This window comes from Algibacter miyuki (assembly GCF_030409805.1).
In the GTDB taxonomy this organism is placed as follows: Bacteria; Bacteroidota; Bacteroidia; order Flavobacteriales; family Flavobacteriaceae; genus Algibacter; species Algibacter miyuki.
This window is the reverse complement of record NZ_JAUFQP010000013.1, coordinates 221,826-243,948: the sequence shown is the minus strand read 5'-3', so window position 1 is coordinate 243,948 and position 22,123 is coordinate 221,826. Positions and strand designations below refer to the sequence as shown.

At 35.0% G+C, this 22,123-nt stretch carries 26 protein-coding genes and 5 tRNA genes; 11 read left to right on the top strand and 20 right to left on the bottom strand.

Annotated elements, in window-relative coordinates:
• Positions 1 to 4: 4 nt before the first annotated feature.
• From rplK to QWY92_RS13260, 18 genes are all read right to left on the bottom strand, one after another.
• Positions 5 to 442, bottom strand: coding sequence for a 50S ribosomal protein L11 (gene rplK / locus QWY92_RS13345; protein ID WP_290272089.1), 438 nt, complete (start codon positions 440 to 442; stop codon positions 5 to 7).
• 70 nt (positions 443 to 512) lie between these two features.
• The gene (gene nusG / locus QWY92_RS13340) at positions 513 to 1,067 is read right to left on the bottom strand and encodes a transcription termination/antitermination protein NusG (protein WP_290272087.1); all 555 of its coding nucleotides are present in this window, start codon (positions 1,065 to 1,067) and stop codon (positions 513 to 515) included.
• 9 nt (positions 1,068 to 1,076) lie between these two features.
• Complete coding sequence (secE, locus tag QWY92_RS13335; RefSeq protein ID WP_290272086.1) at positions 1,077 to 1,271, bottom strand: preprotein translocase subunit SecE; 195 nt, start codon at positions 1,269 to 1,271, stop codon at positions 1,077 to 1,079.
• A 78-nt stretch (positions 1,272 to 1,349) separates the two neighbouring features.
• Positions 1,350 to 1,422, bottom strand: a tRNA-Trp gene (locus QWY92_RS13330).
• Positions 1,423 to 1,481: 59 nt separating this feature from the next.
• Positions 1,482 to 2,669 carry an elongation factor Tu gene (gene tuf, locus QWY92_RS13325; RefSeq protein ID WP_290272084.1) on the bottom strand — a complete coding sequence of 396 codons (1,188 nt, stop codon included), beginning with the start codon at positions 2,667 to 2,669 and terminating at the stop codon, positions 1,482 to 1,484.
• A 68-nt stretch (positions 2,670 to 2,737) separates the two neighbouring features.
• Positions 2,738 to 2,809, bottom strand: a tRNA-Thr gene (locus tag QWY92_RS13320).
• Between the two features lie 85 nt (positions 2,810 to 2,894).
• A tRNA-Gly gene (locus QWY92_RS13315) sits at positions 2,895 to 2,967 on the bottom strand.
• A gap of 94 nt (positions 2,968 to 3,061) precedes the next feature.
• Positions 3,062 to 3,143: transfer RNA gene (locus tag QWY92_RS13310), tRNA-Tyr, on the bottom strand.
• Positions 3,144 to 3,208: 65 nt separating this feature from the next.
• A tRNA-Thr gene (locus QWY92_RS13305) sits at positions 3,209 to 3,282 on the bottom strand.
• 262 nt (positions 3,283 to 3,544) lie between these two features.
• Positions 3,545 to 3,847, bottom strand: a complete 303-nt coding sequence (gene hpf, locus QWY92_RS13300) for a ribosome hibernation-promoting factor, HPF/YfiA family (RefSeq protein WP_290272082.1) — start codon at positions 3,845 to 3,847, stop codon at positions 3,545 to 3,547.
• A gap of 76 nt (positions 3,848 to 3,923) precedes the next feature.
• On the bottom strand, positions 3,924 to 4,814 hold the full coding sequence (locus QWY92_RS13295; protein WP_290272080.1) for a tyrosine-type recombinase/integrase: 891 nt from the start codon (positions 4,812 to 4,814) through the stop codon (positions 3,924 to 3,926).
• A 133-nt stretch (positions 4,815 to 4,947) separates the two neighbouring features.
• Positions 4,948 to 5,142 carry a 30S ribosomal protein S21 gene (gene rpsU / locus QWY92_RS13290; RefSeq protein ID WP_290272079.1) on the bottom strand — a complete coding sequence of 65 codons (195 nt, stop codon included), beginning with the start codon at positions 5,140 to 5,142 and terminating at the stop codon, positions 4,948 to 4,950.
• A 413-nt stretch (positions 5,143 to 5,555) separates the two neighbouring features.
• Positions 5,556 to 6,725 carry an acyl-CoA dehydrogenase family protein gene (locus QWY92_RS13285; protein ID WP_290272077.1) on the bottom strand — a complete coding sequence of 390 codons (1,170 nt, stop codon included), beginning with the start codon at positions 6,723 to 6,725 and terminating at the stop codon, positions 5,556 to 5,558.
• On the bottom strand, positions 6,725 to 7,606 hold the full coding sequence (locus tag QWY92_RS13280) for a ComEA family DNA-binding protein (RefSeq protein WP_290272075.1): 882 nt from the start codon (positions 7,604 to 7,606) through the stop codon (positions 6,725 to 6,727). The genes QWY92_RS13285 and QWY92_RS13280 overlap by 1 nt, the downstream gene beginning before the upstream one ends.
• 18 nt (positions 7,607 to 7,624) lie before the next feature.
• Positions 7,625 to 9,319: an alanine/glycine:cation symporter family protein gene (locus tag QWY92_RS13275; RefSeq protein WP_290272073.1), complete on the bottom strand. Its 1,695-nt coding sequence runs from the start codon at positions 9,317 to 9,319 to the stop codon at positions 7,625 to 7,627.
• A 134-nt stretch (positions 9,320 to 9,453) separates the two neighbouring features.
• A complete protein-coding gene (locus tag QWY92_RS13270) occupies positions 9,454 to 10,473 on the bottom strand; it encodes a potassium channel family protein (RefSeq protein ID WP_290272072.1) in 1,020 nt (339 codons plus the stop codon).
• Between the two features lie 3 nt (positions 10,474 to 10,476).
• Positions 10,477 to 10,704 carry a PspC domain-containing protein gene (locus tag QWY92_RS13265; protein ID WP_158847702.1) on the bottom strand — a complete coding sequence of 76 codons (228 nt, stop codon included), beginning with the start codon at positions 10,702 to 10,704 and terminating at the stop codon, positions 10,477 to 10,479.
• A 191-nt stretch (positions 10,705 to 10,895) separates the two neighbouring features.
• On the bottom strand, positions 10,896 to 12,167 hold the full coding sequence (locus QWY92_RS13260; protein WP_290272071.1) for a DUF2851 family protein: 1,272 nt from the start codon (positions 12,165 to 12,167) through the stop codon (positions 10,896 to 10,898).
• Positions 12,168 to 12,348: 181 nt separating this feature from the next.
• Between QWY92_RS13260 and QWY92_RS13255 the strand changes: the two genes are divergently transcribed.
• From QWY92_RS13255 to QWY92_RS13215, 9 genes are all read left to right on the top strand, one after another.
• The gene (locus QWY92_RS13255; RefSeq protein WP_290272070.1) at positions 12,349 to 12,747 is read left to right on the top strand and encodes a DUF2721 domain-containing protein; all 399 of its coding nucleotides are present in this window, start codon (positions 12,349 to 12,351) and stop codon (positions 12,745 to 12,747) included.
• Between the two features lie 148 nt (positions 12,748 to 12,895).
• On the top strand, positions 12,896 to 13,225 hold the full coding sequence (locus tag QWY92_RS13250) for an ArsR/SmtB family transcription factor (protein ID WP_290272068.1): 330 nt from the start codon (positions 12,896 to 12,898) through the stop codon (positions 13,223 to 13,225).
• Positions 13,226 to 13,273: 48 nt separating this feature from the next.
• The gene (locus QWY92_RS13245) at positions 13,274 to 13,741 is read left to right on the top strand and encodes a DUF6428 family protein (RefSeq protein WP_290272065.1); all 468 of its coding nucleotides are present in this window, start codon (positions 13,274 to 13,276) and stop codon (positions 13,739 to 13,741) included.
• A gap of 28 nt (positions 13,742 to 13,769) precedes the next feature.
• A complete protein-coding gene (locus QWY92_RS13240) occupies positions 13,770 to 14,387 on the top strand; it encodes an arsenate-mycothiol transferase ArsC (RefSeq protein ID WP_290272063.1) in 618 nt (205 codons plus the stop codon).
• Between the two features lie 2 nt (positions 14,388 to 14,389).
• A complete protein-coding gene (gene arsB, locus QWY92_RS13235) occupies positions 14,390 to 15,439 on the top strand; it encodes an ACR3 family arsenite efflux transporter (RefSeq protein ID WP_290272061.1) in 1,050 nt (349 codons plus the stop codon).
• 332 nt (positions 15,440 to 15,771) lie between these two features.
• Positions 15,772 to 16,584, top strand: a complete 813-nt coding sequence (locus QWY92_RS13230; protein WP_290272058.1) for an alpha/beta hydrolase — start codon at positions 15,772 to 15,774, stop codon at positions 16,582 to 16,584.
• 82 nt (positions 16,585 to 16,666) lie between these two features.
• Positions 16,667 to 17,170, top strand: a complete 504-nt coding sequence (locus QWY92_RS13225) for a GNAT family N-acetyltransferase (protein WP_290272056.1) — start codon at positions 16,667 to 16,669, stop codon at positions 17,168 to 17,170.
• Between the two features lie 2 nt (positions 17,171 to 17,172).
• On the top strand, positions 17,173 to 17,748 hold the full coding sequence (locus tag QWY92_RS13220) for a hypothetical protein (RefSeq protein WP_290272054.1): 576 nt from the start codon (positions 17,173 to 17,175) through the stop codon (positions 17,746 to 17,748).
• A 43-nt stretch (positions 17,749 to 17,791) separates the two neighbouring features.
• Positions 17,792 to 18,634 (top strand): zinc metalloprotease, encoded by an 843-nt coding sequence (locus QWY92_RS13215; RefSeq protein WP_290272052.1) that lies wholly within the window; start codon positions 17,792 to 17,794, stop codon positions 18,632 to 18,634.
• Positions 18,635 to 18,894: 260 nt separating this feature from the next.
• On the opposite strand, the gene QWY92_RS13210 is transcribed toward QWY92_RS13215, so the two are convergent.
• The gene (locus tag QWY92_RS13210; RefSeq protein WP_290272051.1) at positions 18,895 to 19,929 is read right to left on the bottom strand and encodes an RluA family pseudouridine synthase; all 1,035 of its coding nucleotides are present in this window, start codon (positions 19,927 to 19,929) and stop codon (positions 18,895 to 18,897) included.
• A gap of 3 nt (positions 19,930 to 19,932) precedes the next feature.
• Complete coding sequence (locus QWY92_RS13205; RefSeq protein ID WP_290272049.1) at positions 19,933 to 20,487, bottom strand: PASTA domain-containing protein; 555 nt, start codon at positions 20,485 to 20,487, stop codon at positions 19,933 to 19,935.
• 157 nt (positions 20,488 to 20,644) lie between these two features.
• On the opposite strand from QWY92_RS13205, the gene QWY92_RS13200 reads away from it, so the two are divergent.
• Positions 20,645 to 21,619: a D-alanine--D-alanine ligase gene (locus QWY92_RS13200; RefSeq protein ID WP_290272048.1), complete on the top strand. Its 975-nt coding sequence runs from the start codon at positions 20,645 to 20,647 to the stop codon at positions 21,617 to 21,619.
• An 18-nt stretch (positions 21,620 to 21,637) separates the two neighbouring features.
• On the top strand, positions 21,638 to 22,093 hold the full coding sequence (gene coaD, locus QWY92_RS13195; RefSeq protein ID WP_290272047.1) for a pantetheine-phosphate adenylyltransferase: 456 nt from the start codon (positions 21,638 to 21,640) through the stop codon (positions 22,091 to 22,093).
• Positions 22,094 to 22,123: the final 30 nt, after the last annotated feature.

Here is a 22,123-nt window from a genome sequence, read left to right as displayed (position 1 = left end):
TAGATTAATTAGGGAATTGCCCTGTTACAGTTATCCCCATTGATCTTGCTGTACCAGCTATCATTTTCATTGCAGACTCGATAGTAAATGCATTTAAATCTACCATTTTATCTTCAGCGATAGTCTTCACCTGATCCCAAGATACTTTAGCTACTTTTTTTCGGTTTGGCTCTCCAGAACCCTTCTTCAACTTAGCTGCTTCCATTAACTGGACTGCTGCTGGAGGAGTCTTGATTACAAAGTCAAATGATTTGTCTTTGTAAACAGAGATAACAACCGGTAATACTTTACCAGCTTTATCTTGGGTTCTAGCATTGAATTGCTTACAGAACTCCATGATGTTAACACCAGCGGCTCCTAAAGCGGGTCCAACCGGTGGCGACGGATTCGCAGCACCTCCCCGAACTTGTAACTTAACTACTTTACCTAATTCTTTTGCCATTTTAATTAATTTAATTTGATGTTATTTTCCATTTGGAAGCGAAAAATACATCTATCTTAATGTAACACTATTATACTTTTTCTACTTGCATATAGCTTAACTCTAATGGTGTTTTTCTTCCGAAAATTTTCACCATTACTTCTAGCTTACGCTTTTCTTCATTAATATTCTCGATAGTACCATCAAATCCATTAAAAGGACCGTCAATTACTTTAACAGTTTCTCCTTTAGTATAAGGGATTGCAACTATAGCACTTTCTTCTACAGCCAACTCATCTACTTTACCTAACATTCTGTTTACTTCAGATTGTCTCAATGGCACAGGATCTCCGCCTTTAGTTTCTCCTAAGAAACCTATAACGTTTGTTACTGAACGAATAATATGAGGAACCTCTCCTGTTAAATTGGCTTGCACCATAATATAACCTGGAAAGAATACTTTCTCTTTGTGGATTTTTTTTCCGTTACGGATTTGGATAACGCGCTCTGTAGGAACGAGTACTTGGTCTACATAATCAGTAAGACCTAAACGCGAAATTTCATTCTCGATGTATGTCTTAATTTTATTTTCTTGACCACTTACAGCACGAACAACGTACCATTTTTTTTCACTTACTTCAGACATAATTTTTTTTTATTTAATTAAATCAAAATAAAATGAAATGACTTTACTGAATACTGTATCTACTCCCCAAATTGCTAAAGAGAATATAATAGAAAACACAGCCACTAATATGGTTAAACTTTGCGCTTCAGCCCATGTTGGCCAACTTACATTGTTTTTAAGTTCTCCAAATGATTCTTTTACATAATTTACAAATCCAGCCATTTTTACTTTTTTTTACAACATCTAGAAAGATGCTTAGTGTAAACTTTCTTACTTGAGATTTATATCTCTTTACTTTTGCACGGGCGGAGAGACTCGAACTCCCGACACCTGGTTTTGGAGACCAGTGCTCTACCAACTGAGCTACGCCCGTAAATAAAGTTAAGGCATTCTAAAAAGAACACCTTAACTCTTTATTTATTGTAAACTGTATTATTCTAATATTTCAGTTACCTGACCAGCTCCAACAGTTCTACCACCTTCACGAATTGCGAAACGTAAACCTACATTCATTGCAATTGGTTGAATTAAATCAACAGTAATAGTTAAGTTGTCTCCTGGCATAACCATTTCAACACCATCAGGAAGCGCAATGTTTCCAGTTACGTCAGTTGTACGTACGTAGAACTGTGGACGATAGTTGTTATGGAATGGAGTATGACGTCCACCTTCTTCTTTTTTAAGGATATAAACCTCAGCTTTAAATTTAGCGTGTGGTGTTACAGAACCTGGCTTACAGATTACCATACCTCTAGAGATTTGAGATTTCTCAATTCCTCTTAATAAGATACCAGCGTTATCTCCAGCTTCTCCTCTATCTAATATTTGACGGAACATTTCAATTCCAGTGATAGTAGATGTTAATTTCTCAGCACCCATACCAATAATTTCTACAGGATCTCCAGTGTTAGCGATACCAGTCTCAATACGACCAGTTGCTACTGTACCACGTCCAGTAATAGAAAATACATCTTCAATAGGCATTAAGAAGTCTTTATCAACTTCTCTTAATGGCTCTTCGATCCAATCATCACAAGCTTGCATTAATTCTAACACTGTATCAACCCATTTTTGTTCACCGTTAAGTGCTCCTAAAGCAGATCCAGCAATTACAGGTCCGTTATCTCCATCGTAATCATAGAAAGATAATAAATCTCTAACTTCCATGTCTACTAATTCGATTAATTCTTCATCATCAACCATATCCACTTTATTCATGAATACAACGATACGAGGAATACCTACTTGACGTCCTAATAAGATGTGCTCACGAGTTTGTGGCATTGGACCATCTGTAGCCGCAACTACTAAGATAGCACCATCCATTTGCGCAGCACCAGTTACCATGTTCTTTACGTAATCCGCGTGACCTGGACAGTCAACGTGAGCGTAATGACGGTTTAATGTTGCATACTCTACGTGAGATGTATTAATTGTTATACCTCTTTCTTTTTCTTCAGGAGCATTATCAATTTGATCAAATGATCTTGCTTCAGAATAACCTGCATCAGCTAATACTTTAGTAATAGCAGCAGTTAAAGTTGTTTTACCGTGATCTACGTGTCCAATTGTACCAATATTTAAGTGTGGTTTTGAACGATCAAAAGTTGCCTTTGCCATGTTTTTAAAATGATTTTAATCTAAGTTATATAATAATTTGTAATCTAATTTTTCTTTTCACTATTTAGAGCCAATGACGAGAATTGAACTCGTGACCTCTTCCTTACCAAGGAAACGCTCTACCCCTGAGCTACACCGGCGTAAAGTTTTTATTCCCTAATACTTTTTAAACCCACCGAAGTAAACTTAAAAAAGTAGCGACGCCTGCCTTCGCAGGATAATTTGAGCGAGAGACCGGGTTCGAACCGGCGACATTCAGCTTGGAAGGCTGACGCTCTACCAACTGAGCTACTCTCGCATTTCTCTGTAAACTTTAACTACATAAAGTTTACAAAAGGTTATTATCAATATTTCAAATAAACGATGGATTGAAAAATCAATCCGATAATTTGTGGGGAGAGCAGGATTCGAACCTGCGAAGACGTAGTCAGCAGATTTACAGTCTGCCCTCGTTGGCCGCTTGAGTATCTCCCCGAACCAATTAAAATATCGTGTTTTACTTCAATATTTCAATTCTGTATTTTAATGAACTTTTAAAGAGCCGATGGAGGGACTCGAACCCACGACCTGCTGATTACAAATCAGCTGCTCTAGCCAGCTGAGCTACATCGGCTTTTATTTCCTTTTTTACGCATAAAAAAGTCCGCTATTTCTAACGGACTGCAAATGTATAGAATTATTTAATTATTCAAAACATTTTTTTAATTATTTTTTATAGAAATGTAAAGTATTTTTAAAATATTTCAAAAAACAGTTGTTTTAGGCACCTATTGCTTGATATTTTAATTTATCGACCTTGAAAAAATATTTCGATAAAGTTTTAATTTTATGTAAATGAACTTAAAACTAAACTAGTTTACAGGTCTACACGCCTTCTATGAATGCGCTCTTAATTTTTCTTTTCGTTTTTTTAACTGTCTTTCTAGGGACGCTACAGCCATATCGGCTCCTTCTTCGAAGCTTTTACATTGCTTTTTCACAACAAAACTATCGCCAGGGACACTTACGCGAGCCTCAAATATCTTATTTTCCTTATCAGAGATGTTTTCTACTTTTAAAAAAACATCCGATTTAATGACTTTATCATAAAACATATCCAATTTATCCATTCTTTTTTGAATAAAATCTATTAATTTTTGATCTGCATTAAAATTTACGGCTTGGGTGTTTACTTTCATACTCGTGTTTTTGGTTAAACATTTATTAAGTTATTCTTCTATTACACATCATAACATAGAATGCTTGTATGAGGTGCTATTTTTTACTTCTAGGATGCGCACTAATATGAACCTTTTTTAATTCGGCAATACTATTATGCGTATATATTTGTGTTGCTGCTAGACTTGAATGACCAAGAAGTTCTTTAACAGCATTTAAATCGGCACCTTGATTTAGTAAGTGTGTTGCAAAAGAATGCCTTAAAATATGGGGACTCTTTTTCACCTTTGTAGATGCTAAACTAAAATACTCTTTTATTATTCTGTAAACAAGTGTTTCGTATATTTTAACACCTTTTTTTGTTAAAAATAAGTTATCGTAATCTACGATGTCTTCTAGCTCGTTTCGCGCTTTTAAATAGATGTTACAGGTTTCTATTACCGAGCCTAAAAGCGGTATAATCCGTTCCTTATTTCGTTTACCTAATACTTTTAATGTTTTATCGCCTGTATTAAAACTGGTTATCTTTAATTCCACTAATTCTATACGTCGAATTCCAGTTGTGTAAAACAGCTCGATGATGAGTTTATTACGTAGACTCTCAAAATCGTTTCCAAAATTAAAGTCGTTTAAAACGTTTTTTACTTCTACTTCGGAAAAAGGTACCTGCATTTTTTTACTTGTTTTTAAAGCACGGTGTTTCGCTAAAGGATTTAAAGTGATCTCCCCTATTTTCAATAAAAATTTATAATAAGTGTTTAATGATGAAATTTTCCGGTTGATGGTTCGGTTTGAAATATTTTTTTCTACCAACGATACAATCCAACTTCTAATTTGGGTATAACTAACATCGCTGATATATGTTTCGTCAAATTCGGTTTTGACAAATTCTGAAAACCCTTTTAAATCTGTTTGATACGCCTTTACGGTTAATGCCGAATAGTTTTTTTCGAGCAAAAGATAATCTGTAAATGATTGAAAGGGCATATAAACATATTTTGAAGTTATAAAGTTATCGTTTTAAAATGCTGAATACAACTTTTAACCCGATAGTTTTTCGAGAGTTTAAAGCAAAAAAAATCCCGCAAGTTGCGGGATTTATATTAGTAGAACAGAAAAATTAAACTTCTTCTGCGTCTCTCATTCCTTGGATGTATTGTGCTTTTTGAACCTGAGCTCTACGTACAATAGAAGGTTTGTTAAATTGTTTGCGTGTATTCAACTGGTTTTTAACCGTTGTTTTTACAAACTTACGCTTGTAACGCTTTAACGCTCTATCTATATTTTCTCCATCTTTTACTGGTATTATTAACATAGTGTCATAACCTCCTCTCTTTTAGAATTTTCAGGCTGCAAATATAAAAACATTTATTTACTATCAATTATATTTTTATAACTTTTTTTTATTGCTGAATTTAGGATGTAAAACACCTCTGCTGTTACACTTAATTTTGACGAGTTTACCCTGCAAAAACGATTGATGCGGCATCCTTTTGTTTTTAGTTGAATACTCTAAAATGCATTAAACAACCAACAGGTTCTTAATAAAAACGCAGCTTTAAGATTGCCCAAACAAAAGATATAGCGGAAAGCGTGGTTGCGCCCTAGCCTATTTTTATAAGAAAAACTAAACGTGCTGGATTAACTGACATAAACATAAAAGCACCATCTTTTAAGGGCGTAATTTGCCCAAAACAAGATGATACTTATCCGTTTTACAAGTGTGTTTTATTTTGTTGCTGGACGGTATTCTTTTTTATCGATAACCATTTTTGCAATAATTTCTCGTAGAATTTCTGAGGTTCCTCCACCTATAGGTCCTAATCGGCTGTCGCGAAGTAGGCGTGCCATTGGGTAATCTTCCATGTAGCCGTAGCCGCCTAAAAATTGTAAGCATTGGTAGATCACCTCGTCGGCCACTTTGGTGGATTTCAATTTGGACATCGTAGCTTCTTTCACTACGTATTCGCCTTTATTTAAACGATAAGCGACCGAGTAATTGAATTCTTTACAGATTTCAGTATCGGTGTATAAATCGGCTATATTGTGGCGTAGAGCTTGAAATTGATCGATAGTTTTTCCGAAAGCTTGGCGTTCGCTCATGTATTTTAAAGCGTATTCTAAAGCAAATTCGGCACGTGCATGGGCGTTTATTCCCATAATTAAACGTTCTAATGCAAAATGCTGCATGATGTATGGGAAGCCTTTATTTTCTTCCCCCATAAGTTGGCTTGCTGGAATTTCAACATTATCAAAAGCGATTTCTCCAGTGTCGGAAGCGCGCCAGCCTAATTTATCAAGTTTGGTTGCCGAAATACCTTTGGTATCGCGGTCTATTACAAAAATACTGATACCCTTATTACCTAACTCTGGACTTGTTTTTGCGGCTACAATTAAGTAATCGCTTAGCACGCCATTGGTGATAAAAGTTTTTGAACCATTAATAATATACGAATCTCCTTTTTTTACAGCTGTGGTACGCAAACCTGCAACATCGCTACCTCCAAAAGGTTCGGTTATACATAAACACCCTATTTTGTCGCCAGAAATACTTGGCACTAAATAGTTTTGTTTTATGGTTTCGTCGCCTTCGGCATTAAGGTGCGTCATGGCTAAATACATGTGTGCCCAAATGGCTGCTGCAAAACCGCCTGAGTTTATTTTTTGAAGTTCTTCAAGAAGAATTACAGTGTAGAATAAATCTAAATTCATACCGCCATAAGCTTCAGGATAGTTGATTCCGAGGAATCCCATATCTCCAAATTTTTTCCAAATAAAACGGTCTATAACACCGGTTTGTTCCCATTTTTCGATGTGAGGAACGACTTCTTTCTGTAAAAAATCTTTAAGACTTTCTCTAAAAAGCTGGTGCTCTTCTGTGAAATACATGCTATTCATTAGTTTATTTTATCGATGAGCAAATATAATTTAATTATCTCTATTCTATTTACTGGGAAGTCTTTTACTTTTATTAATTCGTCAAAGGTTTTAAAACCTTCGCGCAAGTGGCGTTGTTCAACAATATGGTGCGCTACATCGTAATCTATAAACTCTACCGTTACCAGTTGATCGATGGTGGCGGTGTTTAAATTTAATTTTTGCACCTGTCGTGGGGTTTTTACGGTAAAATCTGCTTTGATATTCTCAATAGTTTCTGGATTTAACCCATAAATAGCTTGCAATTGTTCGTCCGCAATAAAGCCGCCAACAAACTTGTTTCTGTACTTTATAATACGACTAGAAAACGATGCGCCAATACCGTATACTTTTTGTAATTGTACCGCTGTTGCCGTGTTTAAATCTTGTTTTTGGGCAAAGGTTTTCTTTTTTGTTTTATATGAATTGCGAACAGGTGTTGTAACCGGTTTGGCTTTTGTAATCCATTCGGGGAATTTAAAATAGGGTGAAATACGATTTAACAATGAATCTGAAACTTTAGTTACTTCTTGGAACTGATTGATGGAGTTAACCCATTTGTCTTGTTTTCTGAAAGCAAGTAATCTATCGATTTCTTCGTTGCTCATCCCTAAAGAAGCCCCTTTATAATCGGTTATAAAATTAGGATTGAATGGAAATATCTTAGGTTTCCGGTTTTCTAATTCAATTAACTTTAAGGAATCAATCTCTTTGGTAAAGCTTGCTAACGCGATATTGTTACTTTGTGTATCTTCCGAAGAAAAATCGACAAAAAAATAAACGCATTGCAGTATAATGATGAGTAGCGTCAATAAAAAAATCCCATGCCGCTGACTTTTAGTAAACGTAACATGGGATTTCATATGTTAAAATTTTAAATATTAATTTTCTAAAGCATCTTTTTTAAGCTTGATAGCATCTAAATATCTATTCAATTGTTTTTTAACGACTGGGAATAAGAAATAAAGACCAATCATGTTAGGGAACACCATTGCGAATATCATCGCATCTGAGAAATCCCAGATAGATTTCATACTTGCTGCTGCACCAATAACAACGAAAGTTAAAAATAAGATTTTATATGTTAAATCTGCTGCTTTCCCTCTTCCGAATAAAAACTTCCAAGATTGTAACCCGTAATACGACCAAGAAATCATGGTTGATACTGCGAATAATACCACTGCAATAGTTAAGAATATATTAGAATAAGGAATATACTCTGCAAAAGCTTTGGCTGTAATACCAGCACCTTCAAAAGATTCACCATTTATAATAGCCACACCTTGACCTGTAACATCTCCATACTCGAAGAACCCTCCGAAGTTGAAAATAATAATCACTAAAGCCGTCATAGTACAAATCACTACCGTATCAATAAAAGGCTCTAATAAGGCTACTAAACCTTCACTTGCTGAATATTTAGTTCGTACTGCTGAATGCGCAATAGACGCTGAACCGGCACCTGCTTCATTAGAAAATGCTGCACGCTTAAACCCAACTAATAACACACCAATAAAACCACCAACACCGATAGCTTTCGGGTTAAATGCTTCTTGAAAAATTAAGCCAAAAGCATCATCAATAAGTGTGAAATTACTTAATATGATGTATAAACAACATAAAATATACAATAATGCCATAAACGGCACTACTTTTTCGGTAACCGAAGCAATACGTTTAATACCTCCAATGATGATAATCCCCACTGTAAAGGCTAAAATAATACCAATCCAAAATCCGGCCCCCGTACTTTCAAGTCCAAATAATTCTTTTAATACAATAGTGGCTTGGTTAGATTGTGCGGCATTACCTCCACCAAAAGAACCACCAATACAAAAGATGGCAAATACTACCGCTGCAACTTTTCCAAGTTTAGCAAAACCGCGTTCTTTTAAACCTTTCTTTAAATAATACATTGGGCCTCCGTAAACGGTACCATCTTCACCAACATCCCTGTATTGCACTCCTAAAGTACATTCTACAAATTTTGTTGACATTCCTAATAATCCGCAAATAACCATCCAGAATGTTGCTCCTGGTCCGCCAAGTGCGATAGCTAATGCTACCCCTGCGATATTACCATTACCAACCGTACCAGATACAGCCGTTGCTAAGGCCTGAAAGTGACTTACTTCACCATCGCTGCTTTCGTCCCTTATAGTGTCTACAATATCACCATCTACAGCTAAATCGTTTTCTACATTAACTAAATGATCTTCTATACTATCTATAGTATTGATATCAACACCTTGTGCAATACCACCTTCACCATAAAGCTCCTTGGCGCCGTGCTTTTCAATATCTTCATATTTACCACGCACTGTTTTTATTGCTTTACCAAAATATCTAACATTTGGAAAACCGAAATAAATTGTAAAAAATAAAGCACTTACCACTAATAAGATTAAAACAAACGGTGTACCCCATACTTGGAAGAAGATTACGCTTGAGAAAAAATCGGAAACGGGTTTAAAGGCTTGATCTATTTGCTGATCGATCCCTAACTCGGCTGTTTCTTGTGCAAAAGTTAGAAAAGGTGTAATTAATGTAAAAATGGAAAGAAGATGTTTCTTCATAAGATATTTATATGTGTTGATTTTACTTTTACTTCATCAAAACGGAGCATTTCATTACAAAATGACACTAAAAAGCAGCAAGATGCTAAAAAAAAATGGTAAATTAAAGAAAAGCCCTCTAAAATCGTAGAGCACTACTCTATATTATATTCCGTATTTAATGCTTCAATTTGTTCTGGACGACCCAAAACAATAATTTTAGAATGCTGTTCTAGTTCTAATTCGGCCTCTGGATTTACAATGTATTCGCCTTTTTCAGTTTTATACCCTATTACACTACAACCTGTTTTTCGACGTAAATCTAGGTCGCGAATGGTTTTTATAGCGCTGGTACTGTGTAATTTCTCTACGGCAACCTCTTCTATATTAATATTTGATTTACCAACGATAGATAGGTTATCTATAAATTCCATTAATCCAGGAACCACAACTAAGGATGCCATATGATCTCCACCAATTTTATCGGGTAAAATAACATTATTGGCCCCCGCAAATTTTAATTTTTTATATGATGATTCTTGAGACGCACGACTTATAATATTTATTTCTGGGTTAATTTGCCTTGCAGAAAGCACCACAAACAAATTATCGGCATCATTTGGCAGCGCCGAAATAAAACAATCGGCACGCTCTACACCAGCAAGCATTAATGTTTCATCTTCATTAGCATTACCTATAACGTAGGGCACATCATCTAATTCTAGACGCTCTACCATTTCTTTATCTTTTTCAACAATAACAAAAGGTCGGTTGTGTGCTGCTAATTTTACAGCAGCTTGTTTACCATTTCTACCATAACCGCAAATTATCACATGGTTTTTAAAACTATCAATTTTCTTCTGCATCTTTTTCTGTTTTAATTCTTCAATATGGTCTTTGCTCAAGATATATTCGGTAATTGTGGATAGCGCGTAACCCACAATTATAATACTTGTTAAAATTAAAAAAATGGTAAATATTTTCGACTCGTCGTCTAGCGGTACGACTTCTCCAAACCCCACAGTGGTTACAGTAATAACCGTCATGTAAAGGGCATCGATAATAGTGTAATCCGAAATCATAACATAACCAAAAACACCAATAAGCAGAATAAGAACGAGTAAAAATACGGCCGTATAAATTTTGGTTCTAAAAATTCTAATTAATGGGTTCATAAATTACAGATCGAAAACCGAAGAGCGTTTGGTGTAAATTAAATCTTTAATACGCATCCAAAACGCCAAAAACAAGTATAATGCAAAGCCAAAACCAACCGTTACAAAGGTGAGGTACATAAATGACGTACGCACCACTTTTGCACGAATACCGAACCTGTCGGCAATACGTTGACATACATAATAACCATGTTTTTGAAAAAACAATAAAGGCTTGTAGATATTGTTCATGGTTGCAATTTAAGAATTAGTTTATTTGTTTAAAAGCTTATCTGTCGAAATATTTAATGAGCAGTACACTTTAAACAATCAAAGAGCCCGCTTCCCTATTAGAATAATTACGCCAATTTAAGCCTTTTCAATTTACTATAATCAAGTCTATTCTAAAAAACATAAAACTTTTATTTAGTTTAAAAATGAGTTTATTTAGTTAACAATGCATTCCCAACAGCACACTGTAAACATTTATTTTTATCGCAATATTCTGTTTTTAGTTGAAGCAATGATTGCGACTGTAATGCCGATTTAGATATTTTTTTAAGCCGATTAAAAGCATCGATAACACTATTTTTTTCTGAATGAATTTCTGAAGCCAATTGTAAAATAGTCGAATCAATATCATGCCCCATCTGTTTGGCATAACAGAATTTCAAGGGCAATATCGTGTTAATGAGCAATAAATCGGTGAAAGATTTTGTAATTCCTTTTGATGTTGGTTTCGATTCTTTTTTGAACGTATAGTGCGTTTTCCAAAATTCGGAAGTTTCCACATTGAAGAGCTTGTAAAAATCTTCCAAAGTATCGGTCTCTATAATTTTTGAAAATATATTCTGATGTTGATGATACAAATTTGCCAATTGTGATAAACGAATAGTTGGAAAATTAGGTGGTCGCAACCTAAAGAATTGTAAAGGTAAAACGTGCTTGTTTTCTAAACCGAACTTTTGTTTCAAAAAATTGTATTCTTTTGATAGGCTTATGAAATAAGCATCTTCAAAGGTTTCGGATAATAAATTTGATTGTCCAAAAAGCAAAGCCTCCAAACGCTGCAAATCAGATTGCGATTTCCGAACCACCGAAAAATCTATAGACTGTGCCAAACTAAAAAAAGCATCACCGTTTACTTTTAGTCCAAAATTTTTAGCCAACATTTTAAAAAGTACAGCTTCCCAATCGTTTCGGGACTCTTGCAACAAGGTTTCTATATAATCCGTTTTACGTTGCAGGCGTTCAAAATACAACCGTTCTATCCAATGTGCTAATACAAATTCGTCCGTTTTAGCAAAATCATTTTCACAATTTATCCAAGTATTACTTTTGGCGAATAGCTTTTTGTAATTATTAAGAAGTGTAAAATCAATATAATCTCGAATTTGCAATGTTGGAATTGCCGTATTGTCTTTTCTAAAAATTTCGGTATCGTGTTCCCAAACCACATGCATAATAACACCATCATAAGCTAGATCTTGTTCGTGATTGTGCAAATACCAATCGGATGATTTTACATGAATTTCAACATTACCCGCCCAAAGTTGCTCACCAATTTCAAGTTTTGCATTGAAAAAATCGGGACCCGAATTAAAATTATGCTGTCCAACTTGTTTTACCGTTACCGGAAGCCCTTCCTCAGTCTTTAAATTATGGGTTTCAAATTTTTTGAATTTCCAGATGTAGTGTAGAAAATCTTCTTGCATGTTTTAAAGATAGTATTACAAAACAAAATCTCCAAATTTTAATGAAACGCAAAAGCAACGCTACCTACCTGTTTACTATGTTTTTACATCTAACTTCCTACTAGAAACGGTTATTTAATGCAAGAAATCCAATCGGGATTTAAAATTAAATTAACTTTACTCCTTTATATAACTCTATTTTATGGAACAACTTACACTTACCACGCCTGCACTTTTATTTTCAGCTATTTCGCTAATCATGTTGGCTTATACAAATCGCTTTTTGGCTTACGCCTCTACCATTAGAAGTTTACATGATAAGTATCGAAAGAAAAAAGACAGCGTTTTAATGGCACAAATAGAAAACATTAAAAAACGTTTGTATTTAACCCGTAGTATGCAAATTTTTGGTATTTCCAGCTTGCTGCTTTGTGTACTTACCATGTTTTTAATTTATATTCAGCAGAATGCTATTGCCATTTGGGCCTTTGGTTTGGCGCTTATTTTACTTATTATTTCGTTGTCCCTTTTAATTGTTGAAATTCAAATTTCGGTAAAAGCTCTAGAACACCATATTAGTGATATTGAAAATAATGTTTAATATTTTTTTTCTATTTAAAACGCTACTACCCTAAACATAAACCTCAATTCAAACGATTTAAATTTGATCCCTAGGAACATTAAATTTTAATTAAAATTAGTCATATTCATTATTTAATCGTAATATTGCAATTAAATAATATAACAGTATGGGATTAGCTAAAACCGAAATGTTCACCGATAGTCAAAACGAAATAGCCTTGTTTGCAAAAGTCTTCGGGCATCCTGCACGTGTAGCTATTTTAGAGCATTTATTCAAAATAAACACGTGTGTTTGTGGCGATTTGGTAAGCGAAATAGGACTAGCACAACCTACAATTTCACAACATTTAAAAGAATTAAAATTACTAGGTTTAATAAAAGGTAATGTTGAGGGCACGAGTGTTTGCTATTGTATAAATCCAGAAAATTGGACCAAAATGAAAGCTGTAATGACTGCTTTTTTAGATCAAGATTTACCTCAAACAGACTGTTGTTAAAAAAAATTAATTAGATCAATCGTATAATCGCAATAAACAAATTGAATTATGAAATTATCAGAAGTAAAACATGTTTTAAACACATTAGAAAAAATTGCTTTTAAATTACCAAATGGCGACTTAGTAGCAAATCATTTTCATGTTACTGAAGTTGGAAAAGTAACCAAACATTTTATTGATTGTGGTGGCACGGTAAGACAAGAAGAAGTTGTGAATTTCCAACTTTGGAATGCCGACGATTACGACCACAGATTGCACCCAGAAAAGTTATTACATATTATTGAACTTTCTGAAAAAACACTAAACATTGGCGATTTAGAAGTTGAAGTTGAATATCAAGCAGAAACTATTGGCAAATTCGGAATGGATTTCGATGGCACAAACTTTTTACTAACAAGTAAACAAACCGATTGCTTAGCTAAAGATAAATGTGGTATTCCGGATGAAAAACCAAAATTAAAAATGATGGACATTCAAAGTAATAATTCCTGTGCACCAGGTAGCGGATGTTGCTAATCTATTAATAAAATCTCGTTTTTATAGCATGATATTATATACAAAAATTGAACAGTTAATTTCAACATTAAACGTTGAAACCATTACTACTGAACGAAAGGAAATACTAAAACCTTTAGTTGAATTTATTCAAAAGAAAGTGGACAGTAATGCCGATATCCGAATTAATTTTATTTGCACCCATAACTCGCGCCGAAGTCATTTATCGCAAGTTTGGGCACAAACGATGGCTTATCATTTTAATGTAAAAAATGTATTTTGCTATTCGGGAGGCACCGAAGCTACAGCACTTTTTCCGATGGCTGCAAAAACGTTGGAACATTCAGGTTTTGAGATTCATAAAATTGCCGAAACTCAGAATCCTATTTATAGTATTAAATATGCCGACAATGCCATGCCTATTATTGGATTTTCAAAAACACTTGACGATCGCTTTAACCCGAAATCGGAGTTTGCTGCAATAATGACCTGCTCCCAAGCCGATAATGGGTGTCCATTTATTTCAGGTGCCGAACAGCGTATTCCCATTACTTACAATGACCCAAAAGCCTTTGACAACACCCCACAACAGGCCGAAAAATACAACGAAAGAAGTTTACAAATTGCTACCGAAATGCTTTATATTTTTTCGCAAATTAACTTATAATTATGGCACAGACTAAATCATTAAGTTTTTTAGACAGAAACCTCACCTTATGGATTTTTGTTGCTATGGCTATAGGCGTTAGCTTAGGCTATTTTATACCAACATTTCCAGATTTTATAAACAGCATGAGTAGCGGCTCTACGAATATACCCATCGCCATAGGTTTAATTTTAATGATGTATCCACCTTTAGCAAAAGTGGATTACGCCTTGTTACCAAAGGTTTTTAAAAACACCAAAATTTTGTCTATATCCTTATTTTTAAATTGGATTGTAGGCCCTATTTTAATGTTCATTTTAGCCATTACTTTTTTACGCGATTATCCCGAATATATGGTGGGCCTCATTTTAATTGGCCTAGCACGTTGTATCGCCATGGTTTTGGTATGGAACGATCTCGCCGATGGCAGCACAGAATACGGCGCAGGTTTGGTTGCATTAAATAGTATATTTCAAGTATTTGCATACAGTTTTTATGCTTGGATTTTCATTACCGTACTACCACCCTATTTTGGTTTCGAAGGGGCCATAGTCGATATTTCAATAGCCACCATAGCCGAGAGTGTCCTTATCTATTTAGGCCTTCCGTTTGTATTAGGAATTTTAAGTCGGTATATTTTGGTAAAATTAAAAGGACTACATTGGTACACTACCGTCTTTATTCCAGCCATATCGCCACTTACTTTAATTGCGCTGTTATTTACCATTATAGTTATGTTTTCGCTAAAAGGCGAGCTTATTGTTGAAATTCCAATGGACGTTTTAATTATTGCAGTACCACTACTTATCTATTTCACACTCATGTTTATCATTGGCTTTTTTGTCACCAGAGCAACAGGTGCAGAATATAGTAAAACTGCTTCTGTAGCATTTACAGCAGCTGGAAATAATTTTGAGTTAGCCATTGCTGTAGCTATTGCTGTTTTCGGATTAAATTCAGGTCAAGCTTTCGCAGGGGTTATTGGCCCATTAGTAGAAGTTCCTGCATTAATTTTATTGGTACGTATTTCTTTTTGGCTGAAGAAAAAATATTACAAAAATGAACTGGCATAGTTACACCCAGTTAGTATTATAAATTTCAATCCTTCAAATAAAAAGTTTAAAAAAAACTTTATGGACTTTTTTATTTGAAGGATTTTAAACTCCCTTTTAGGTGTGATCCATCAAGCACCTTTTGAGTCTATTAAACTACTGAAACTAAACCAACCCGAGCAAAAACGATACCTCTTTAAAAATCAATAGTTTAGTTCATTTTACTCTAGTCTAGAATAAAATTTTTACTTATTTTAGCTAAACATTTGAAAGTAAGATATTTATTACCTCTTAAATCGCATGGCCCCACTATATTTAAGAGCGATAAACATCACAATTAAAGATGTTCAAAAATGAAAAAAATATTATCCCTCCTTCTATTATCAATCATTTTGATAAGCTGTTCAAAAAAAGCAACACAAACCGACCTTATTCCAATACACGATAATTTCACTTTAGAGTCTCAATACGTAAACGAAACCCGAGTGATTAACGTTTGGATGCCGGAAGAATTCAAAACAAAAGATACCGCGCTACCCGTAATTTATATGCCCGACGGCGGAATAAAAGAAGATTTTCCACATATAGCAAATACGATTTCCAAACTTATTAAAAATAAAACCATACCACCAATTATTCTTGTTGGTGTAGAAAACACAAAAAGAGCACGCGATTTAACAGGTCCTTCGGAAATTAAGGAAGATGCGCAATATTGTCCTTTAACCGATGGCGCTAAAAACTTTAGAAACTTTTTTACTGAAGAATTATTCCCTGAAATTAACAAAAGATACCGCACTACAAAAGAAAAAGGTATCATTGGCGAATCGCTAGCTGGCTTATTTGTTATGGAAACCTTTTTACTTAAACCAGAAACTTTCGATTTTTATATTGCTGTAGATCCATCACTTTGGTGGAATAATCATTATTTAGAAAAAAACACGAAAAAGTACCTTAAGGCACTGCCTAAAACGCCAACAAAACTCTGGTTTGCGGGTTCTAGTGCTCAAGATATTTCGGTGCACACCAATAAAATTGCCGAAACCATGAAAACCCAAGCTCCAGAAACCTTAATATGGCATTATAGTGAAGAATCGGACGAAAAACATAACACTATTTTTAGAGCTACAAAAGAAAAAGCACTTACTTGGGCGCTAAACAAAAACTAATATTTACACTTTCAAAAAGTGTGCTTTCTTGATAAAAATTTCTTTTTTAGGTTTAGAAATGGATGAAAATAGTTAATTTAATATGCTATTAAAAACCAGGTTAAAAGTAATACGTCGTAAAAACAGAAGCCCTAAAATGAATATCGTCCGAACAAACTCTGAAAACAAAGATTTTATTGATCTAGCCAAACAATTGGATATTTACTTAGCCGAAAAAGATGGCGAAGACCATGCTTTTTATGCACAATTTAATAAAGCAGATACCATAAAACACGTTGTTATAGCCTATCAAGATAATCAACCTTTAGGCTGTGGAGCTATAAAAGCGTACAACAATTCCGTTATGGAAATTAAACGCATGTACACGGCACCGCAAAGGAGAGGAAAAGGAATTGCCTCCATACTTTTAGCAGAACTAGAGCAATGGACCAGCGAGTTATCTTATAAAAAGTGTATTTTAGAAACAGGAATTAAACAAACTGAAGCCATTGGTTTGTACAAAAAAAATGGGTATGATATTATTCCTAATTACGGGCAATACACCAATATTACAGACAGTACTTGTTTTGAAAAAACTTTGCAATAACCATGAATTTCTTTTTTAACACCCTTATATCCATCGATCAACTCGGCAATGTTATTGCAGGTGGCAATCCAGACAACACGATTTCCTCACGTGTTGGCTATTATACGGAAGCTTATTACAAACCTGAAGATGTTCCGTGGCGGTGGAACATTTACAAAAACATTATAAACTTCACCTTCTATCCTATTGATGGGTCGCACCATTGTAAAGAAGCTTATTATAACGATGCAGGCGAAGAGTTTGACGAAGGCATCAGTGATATTACGGTGGCTATTTTGTTTATCATTATCCTAATAACATGCATCCCAATCTCTTTCATGCTCTATATGTTATATGCTTTTAACATTGTGTCGCCTAAAAAAATTAACCGAAATGACAATATAAAACGACGCTTACGCATGGCCGAAGCGAAACTAAAAGGTGTACATACCGAATTGAATGAATATCAGGTTGATGTTGACGAAGAATTAGATAGTATTATAGAAGAAACACAAAAAACCATTGAAGATATTGCCAAAAAAATTAATGGCATCATCAGATTAAATAAAAGATTGGAACATTTTAAAGACCGAAAATAACAAAAGAAAATGCAGTATTAACCAACACTAAAACACAACAACTATGGCTTTTTTTATTAACAACAAAGAATTTTTAAATCAGGAAGAATTTTCGAAATTCGGACGTGGATGTGCAACAAAAATCCCAACCCCAATTGAGATTATGCGTGTAGACGAACAAATTAACGCTAATAAATCTAGAAGACAATTGTTCAGTAAATTAACCATAGAAGTTCGATTTCATCATATCACTTTTGGTGCTCGTGGTTTAATAACAAAAACACAAAGAAGACAACAAATAGAGTTATTAAATAAAGCTTACGCAGGTGCCAACTTAACCTTTGTTTATAGTGAATCGCAGGTAAAATTTATCGATAATGAAAATTGGTACAATATGGGGCATGGTTCGGCCAATGAGCGTCAGGCGAAAATTGCACTTGGTGCCGACCCGCATAAATACCTTAATTTCTATACCGGAGGTTTGGTATCTGGATTATTAGGTTGGGCGCGATTTCCATTCGATTTGGCTGGCGACCCTGATATTGATGGTGTTGTGATGTTAGACGAGTCGTTACCTGGCGGAAGTGCTGCGCCATACAATTTAGGAATGACAGCCGTGCACGAGGTTGGGCATTGGTTAGGCTTATACCACACCTTTCAAGGTGGATGCGATGGTATTGGCGACCATGTTTTAGATACCCCTGCACATAGTGGTGCAAACTACGGAAAACCTGAAACTAACAAACCACATAATGTTTGTAAAATTGGCGATTACGCACCCATACACAACTATATGAATTATGTTGATGACGACTGGATGCACGAACTTACCCTATCTCAAGAAACCCGAATTAAAGAACAAATTATGATGTACCGCACCGGTTTACTCAATACAGCGAGTGTGTAATCAACAAAATAAAACTAATCCAATTTATTTAGAAGCATTAAAATTCCAAACCGGTATAAACTATGGATTGCGCACCAATCTCTGCAAGTATTTGCGTTAGGGATTGATGCGGCATCCTTTTTACAAAAACAAAAAAGCCTAGACTGTGGTTAGTCTAGGCTTTACTTATTTTATCTGGTTACGTTAAAAGCTTATCTATACGTTGTAAAAAGATATAGCGGAAAGCCCGACCCTTTTCGGGGAACGCCCAAAACATAGTATTATAATTCTTGATGCTTAGAATAGACTTTCCATTTTTCAATACATTGTTGCATATCGTCTGGAATTTCGCTATCAAAACGCATAAATTCGTTTGTTTTCGGGTGTACAAAACCTAATGTTTTAGCGTGTAGTGCTTGGCGCGGCAATACTTTAAAACAGTTATCTACAAATTGTTTGTATTTGGTAAAGGTGGTCCCTTTTAATACTTTTTCACCACCATAACGCTCGTCGTTAAACAATGTATGGCCAATATGCTTCATGTGCACACGAATTTGGTGCGTACGCCCCGTTTCGAGCTTACAAGATACTAAAGTAACATAACCCAAGCGCTCCAAAACAGAGTAATGTGTTACGGCTGGCTTACCTTTATCAGCTTCATCATCAAGGAAAACTGTATTTTGTAATCGGTTTTTAGGATGGCGCCCAATGTTACCTTCAACAGTTCCATTTTCTTCTTCCATATTTCCCCATACAATAGCCACGTATTCGCGCTCGCTAGTTTTATTAGCAAACTGAGCCGATAGATGTGCCATGGCTTCTTCGGTTTTTGCAACCACTAGAAGTCCGCTAGTGTCCTTATCAATACGGTGTACCAATCCTGGACGTTCACTAGAATTGTTAGGTAAATTATCAAACCTGTGAATTAAGGCATTTATTAAAGTTCCCGAATAATTTCCATGTCCTGGATGCACAACCATTCCGGGTTTTTTATTAACAACAAGAAGCTGGTCATCTTCGTAAACCACATCGATTTCAATATCTTCTCCCACCAATAAATTCTCGAAAGGTGGATGTGCAAAAAGCACACGAATAGCATCGAAAGGTTTTACTTTATAATTCGATTTCACAGGCTCGTTATTCACATGAATACTGCCATTTTTTGCTGCTGCCTGAATTTTATTTCGTGTGGCATTTTCAACAAAATTCATTAAATATTTATCTATCCGAAGTGGCGTTTGGCCTTTATCTACGGTAAATGCGTGATGCTCGTAAAGATTATCATCGTCGGGTAATTGTGGTGTGTATGCGTCCATTATTTAAGGTCTGTTACCGTTTCCTAAAACCAAATCGATTACCGAGGTCTTAGGTAGTTTATCGCCGGCTTGTAGAGTGTTACCTTTATGGCTCATGCGCAATACTAAATCTTCTGCTATATTATCTTCGTAACTTAATTTCCCTACTTTAAAACCTAAGGCTTCTAAAGTTGGTTTAGCTTGTCTGTAAGTACGTTCTTTTAAATCTGGCACCTCAATTTTTCGGTAGCCTGATGGGTTTAATGTTAAATATATTTTTCTGTTTTCCTTAACCTGAGTACCTGCTAAAGGTTCTTGTTCAATTACTGAAAACTTAGGATAATCGGGATTGAAATTTGCCGAATCCTGAATTTGCATCACTAAACGGTTCTCGTTAAGCTCTAACTCGGCCACACTTATAGATTTCCCTTTTAAATCGGGAACGGTTTCAAATTCACCATGGTTTGTGGTTACATTTAACCATTTTAGCATCACAAAACAAAGTACCACAACGGCAACGAGTGCCAATGCTAATTGTTTAAAAAATGTTTTACTCGTAAGGAATTTTATAAGGCTCATGATTTTTTTTTCGTTTGGCAAAGATATAAAAACAGAACTGTTTTTTCTTTTGTAATATATATGATATTTTAGCTTTGTAATAATAAGTACGTTTTATTATTGATTTTAGACGGAATATTGATTTTTTCGCTTTCGCGGAAGATATAAAAACAGACCAATGAAGAAAAATATAGCCATAATTATGGGAGGTTATTCTAGTGAATACAAAATCTCATTAACGAGCGGAAATGTGGTTTTTGAATCGCTTGATGCATCGAAATATAATGCTTACCGTATTCATATTTTTAAAGAAAAATGGGTATATGTAGACACTAATAATGTTGAATTCCCGGTCGATAAAAACGATTTTTCAGTTACCGTTGAAGGTGAAAAAATAAAGTTCGATTGTGTGTTTAATGCCATCCATGGTTCGCCTGGCGAAGATGGTTTTATGCAAGGGTATTTTAAATTGATAAATATGCCGCAAACCAGCTGTGATATGTATCAAGCCGGTGTTACCTTTAATAAACGCGACTGTTTAAGTGTGCTAAAACCTTACGGAATTAAAACTGCCGAATCGTATTTTGTAAACAAAGGCGACACCATAAACACGGCTGATATTGTGAGCAAAGTAGGTTTACCATGTTTTGTAAAAGCCAATAAAGCAGGTAGTAGTTTTGGAGTTTCTAAAGCCCATACTATAGAAGATATTCAGCCTGCCATTGATGTGGCTTTTAAAGAGGATGATGAGATTATTATTGAATCATTTTTAGATGGTATTGAAGTTTCTGTAGGTGTGATTACCTATCAAGGAGAAACTAAAGTTTTACCCATTACTGAAATTGTAAGCGAAAACGATTTTTTTGATTATGAAGCCAAATATTTGGGTAAATCGCAAGAAATAACCCCTGCTAGACTGACAAAAACACAAGAAGACAAGGTAAATGCGCTAGCAAAACGGGTTTACGAGGTCTTAAAAATGAAAGGTTTTAGCCGTAGTGAGTATATTTTTAAAGATGGTGAACCCCATTTATTAGAAATGAATACTATTCCGGGACTTACCCGAGAAAGTATTCTACCACAACAAGCCGCTGCCGCAGGAATTAGCCTTTCTGATTTGTTTGATAATGCCATAACGGAAGCTTTAAAATAAAAACAGTAATTTTATAGAATGAAACGAGCTATTTTTCCGGGATCTTTCGATCCGATAACCTTAGGACATTACGATATTATAAAGCGAGGCGTCACCCTTTTTGATGAAATTATTGTGGCCATAGGCATAAACGCTGATAAAAAATATATGTTCTCGTTGGAAGAACGTAAAGCCTTTATTGAAAAAACTTTTGCCGATGAACCTAAAGTAAAAGTAATGACTTATAAAGGGCTTACGGTTGATTTTTGTCAAGAAATAGGTGTAGAATTCATTTTAAGAGGCCTGCGAAATCCTGCCGATTTTGAGTTTGAAAAAGCCATTGCCCACACCAACAGAGACCTTGCTCCTATTGAAACTGTTTTTCTCCTTACCGCGGCACGCACATCTTACATTGCATCCTCTATTGTGCGCGACGTGATTCGGAATAATGGTGATTACACCAAGCTGGTTCCGCTTACTGTACGTGTAAAATAAGACACCTACATGCACTCTATTTTAAAATTC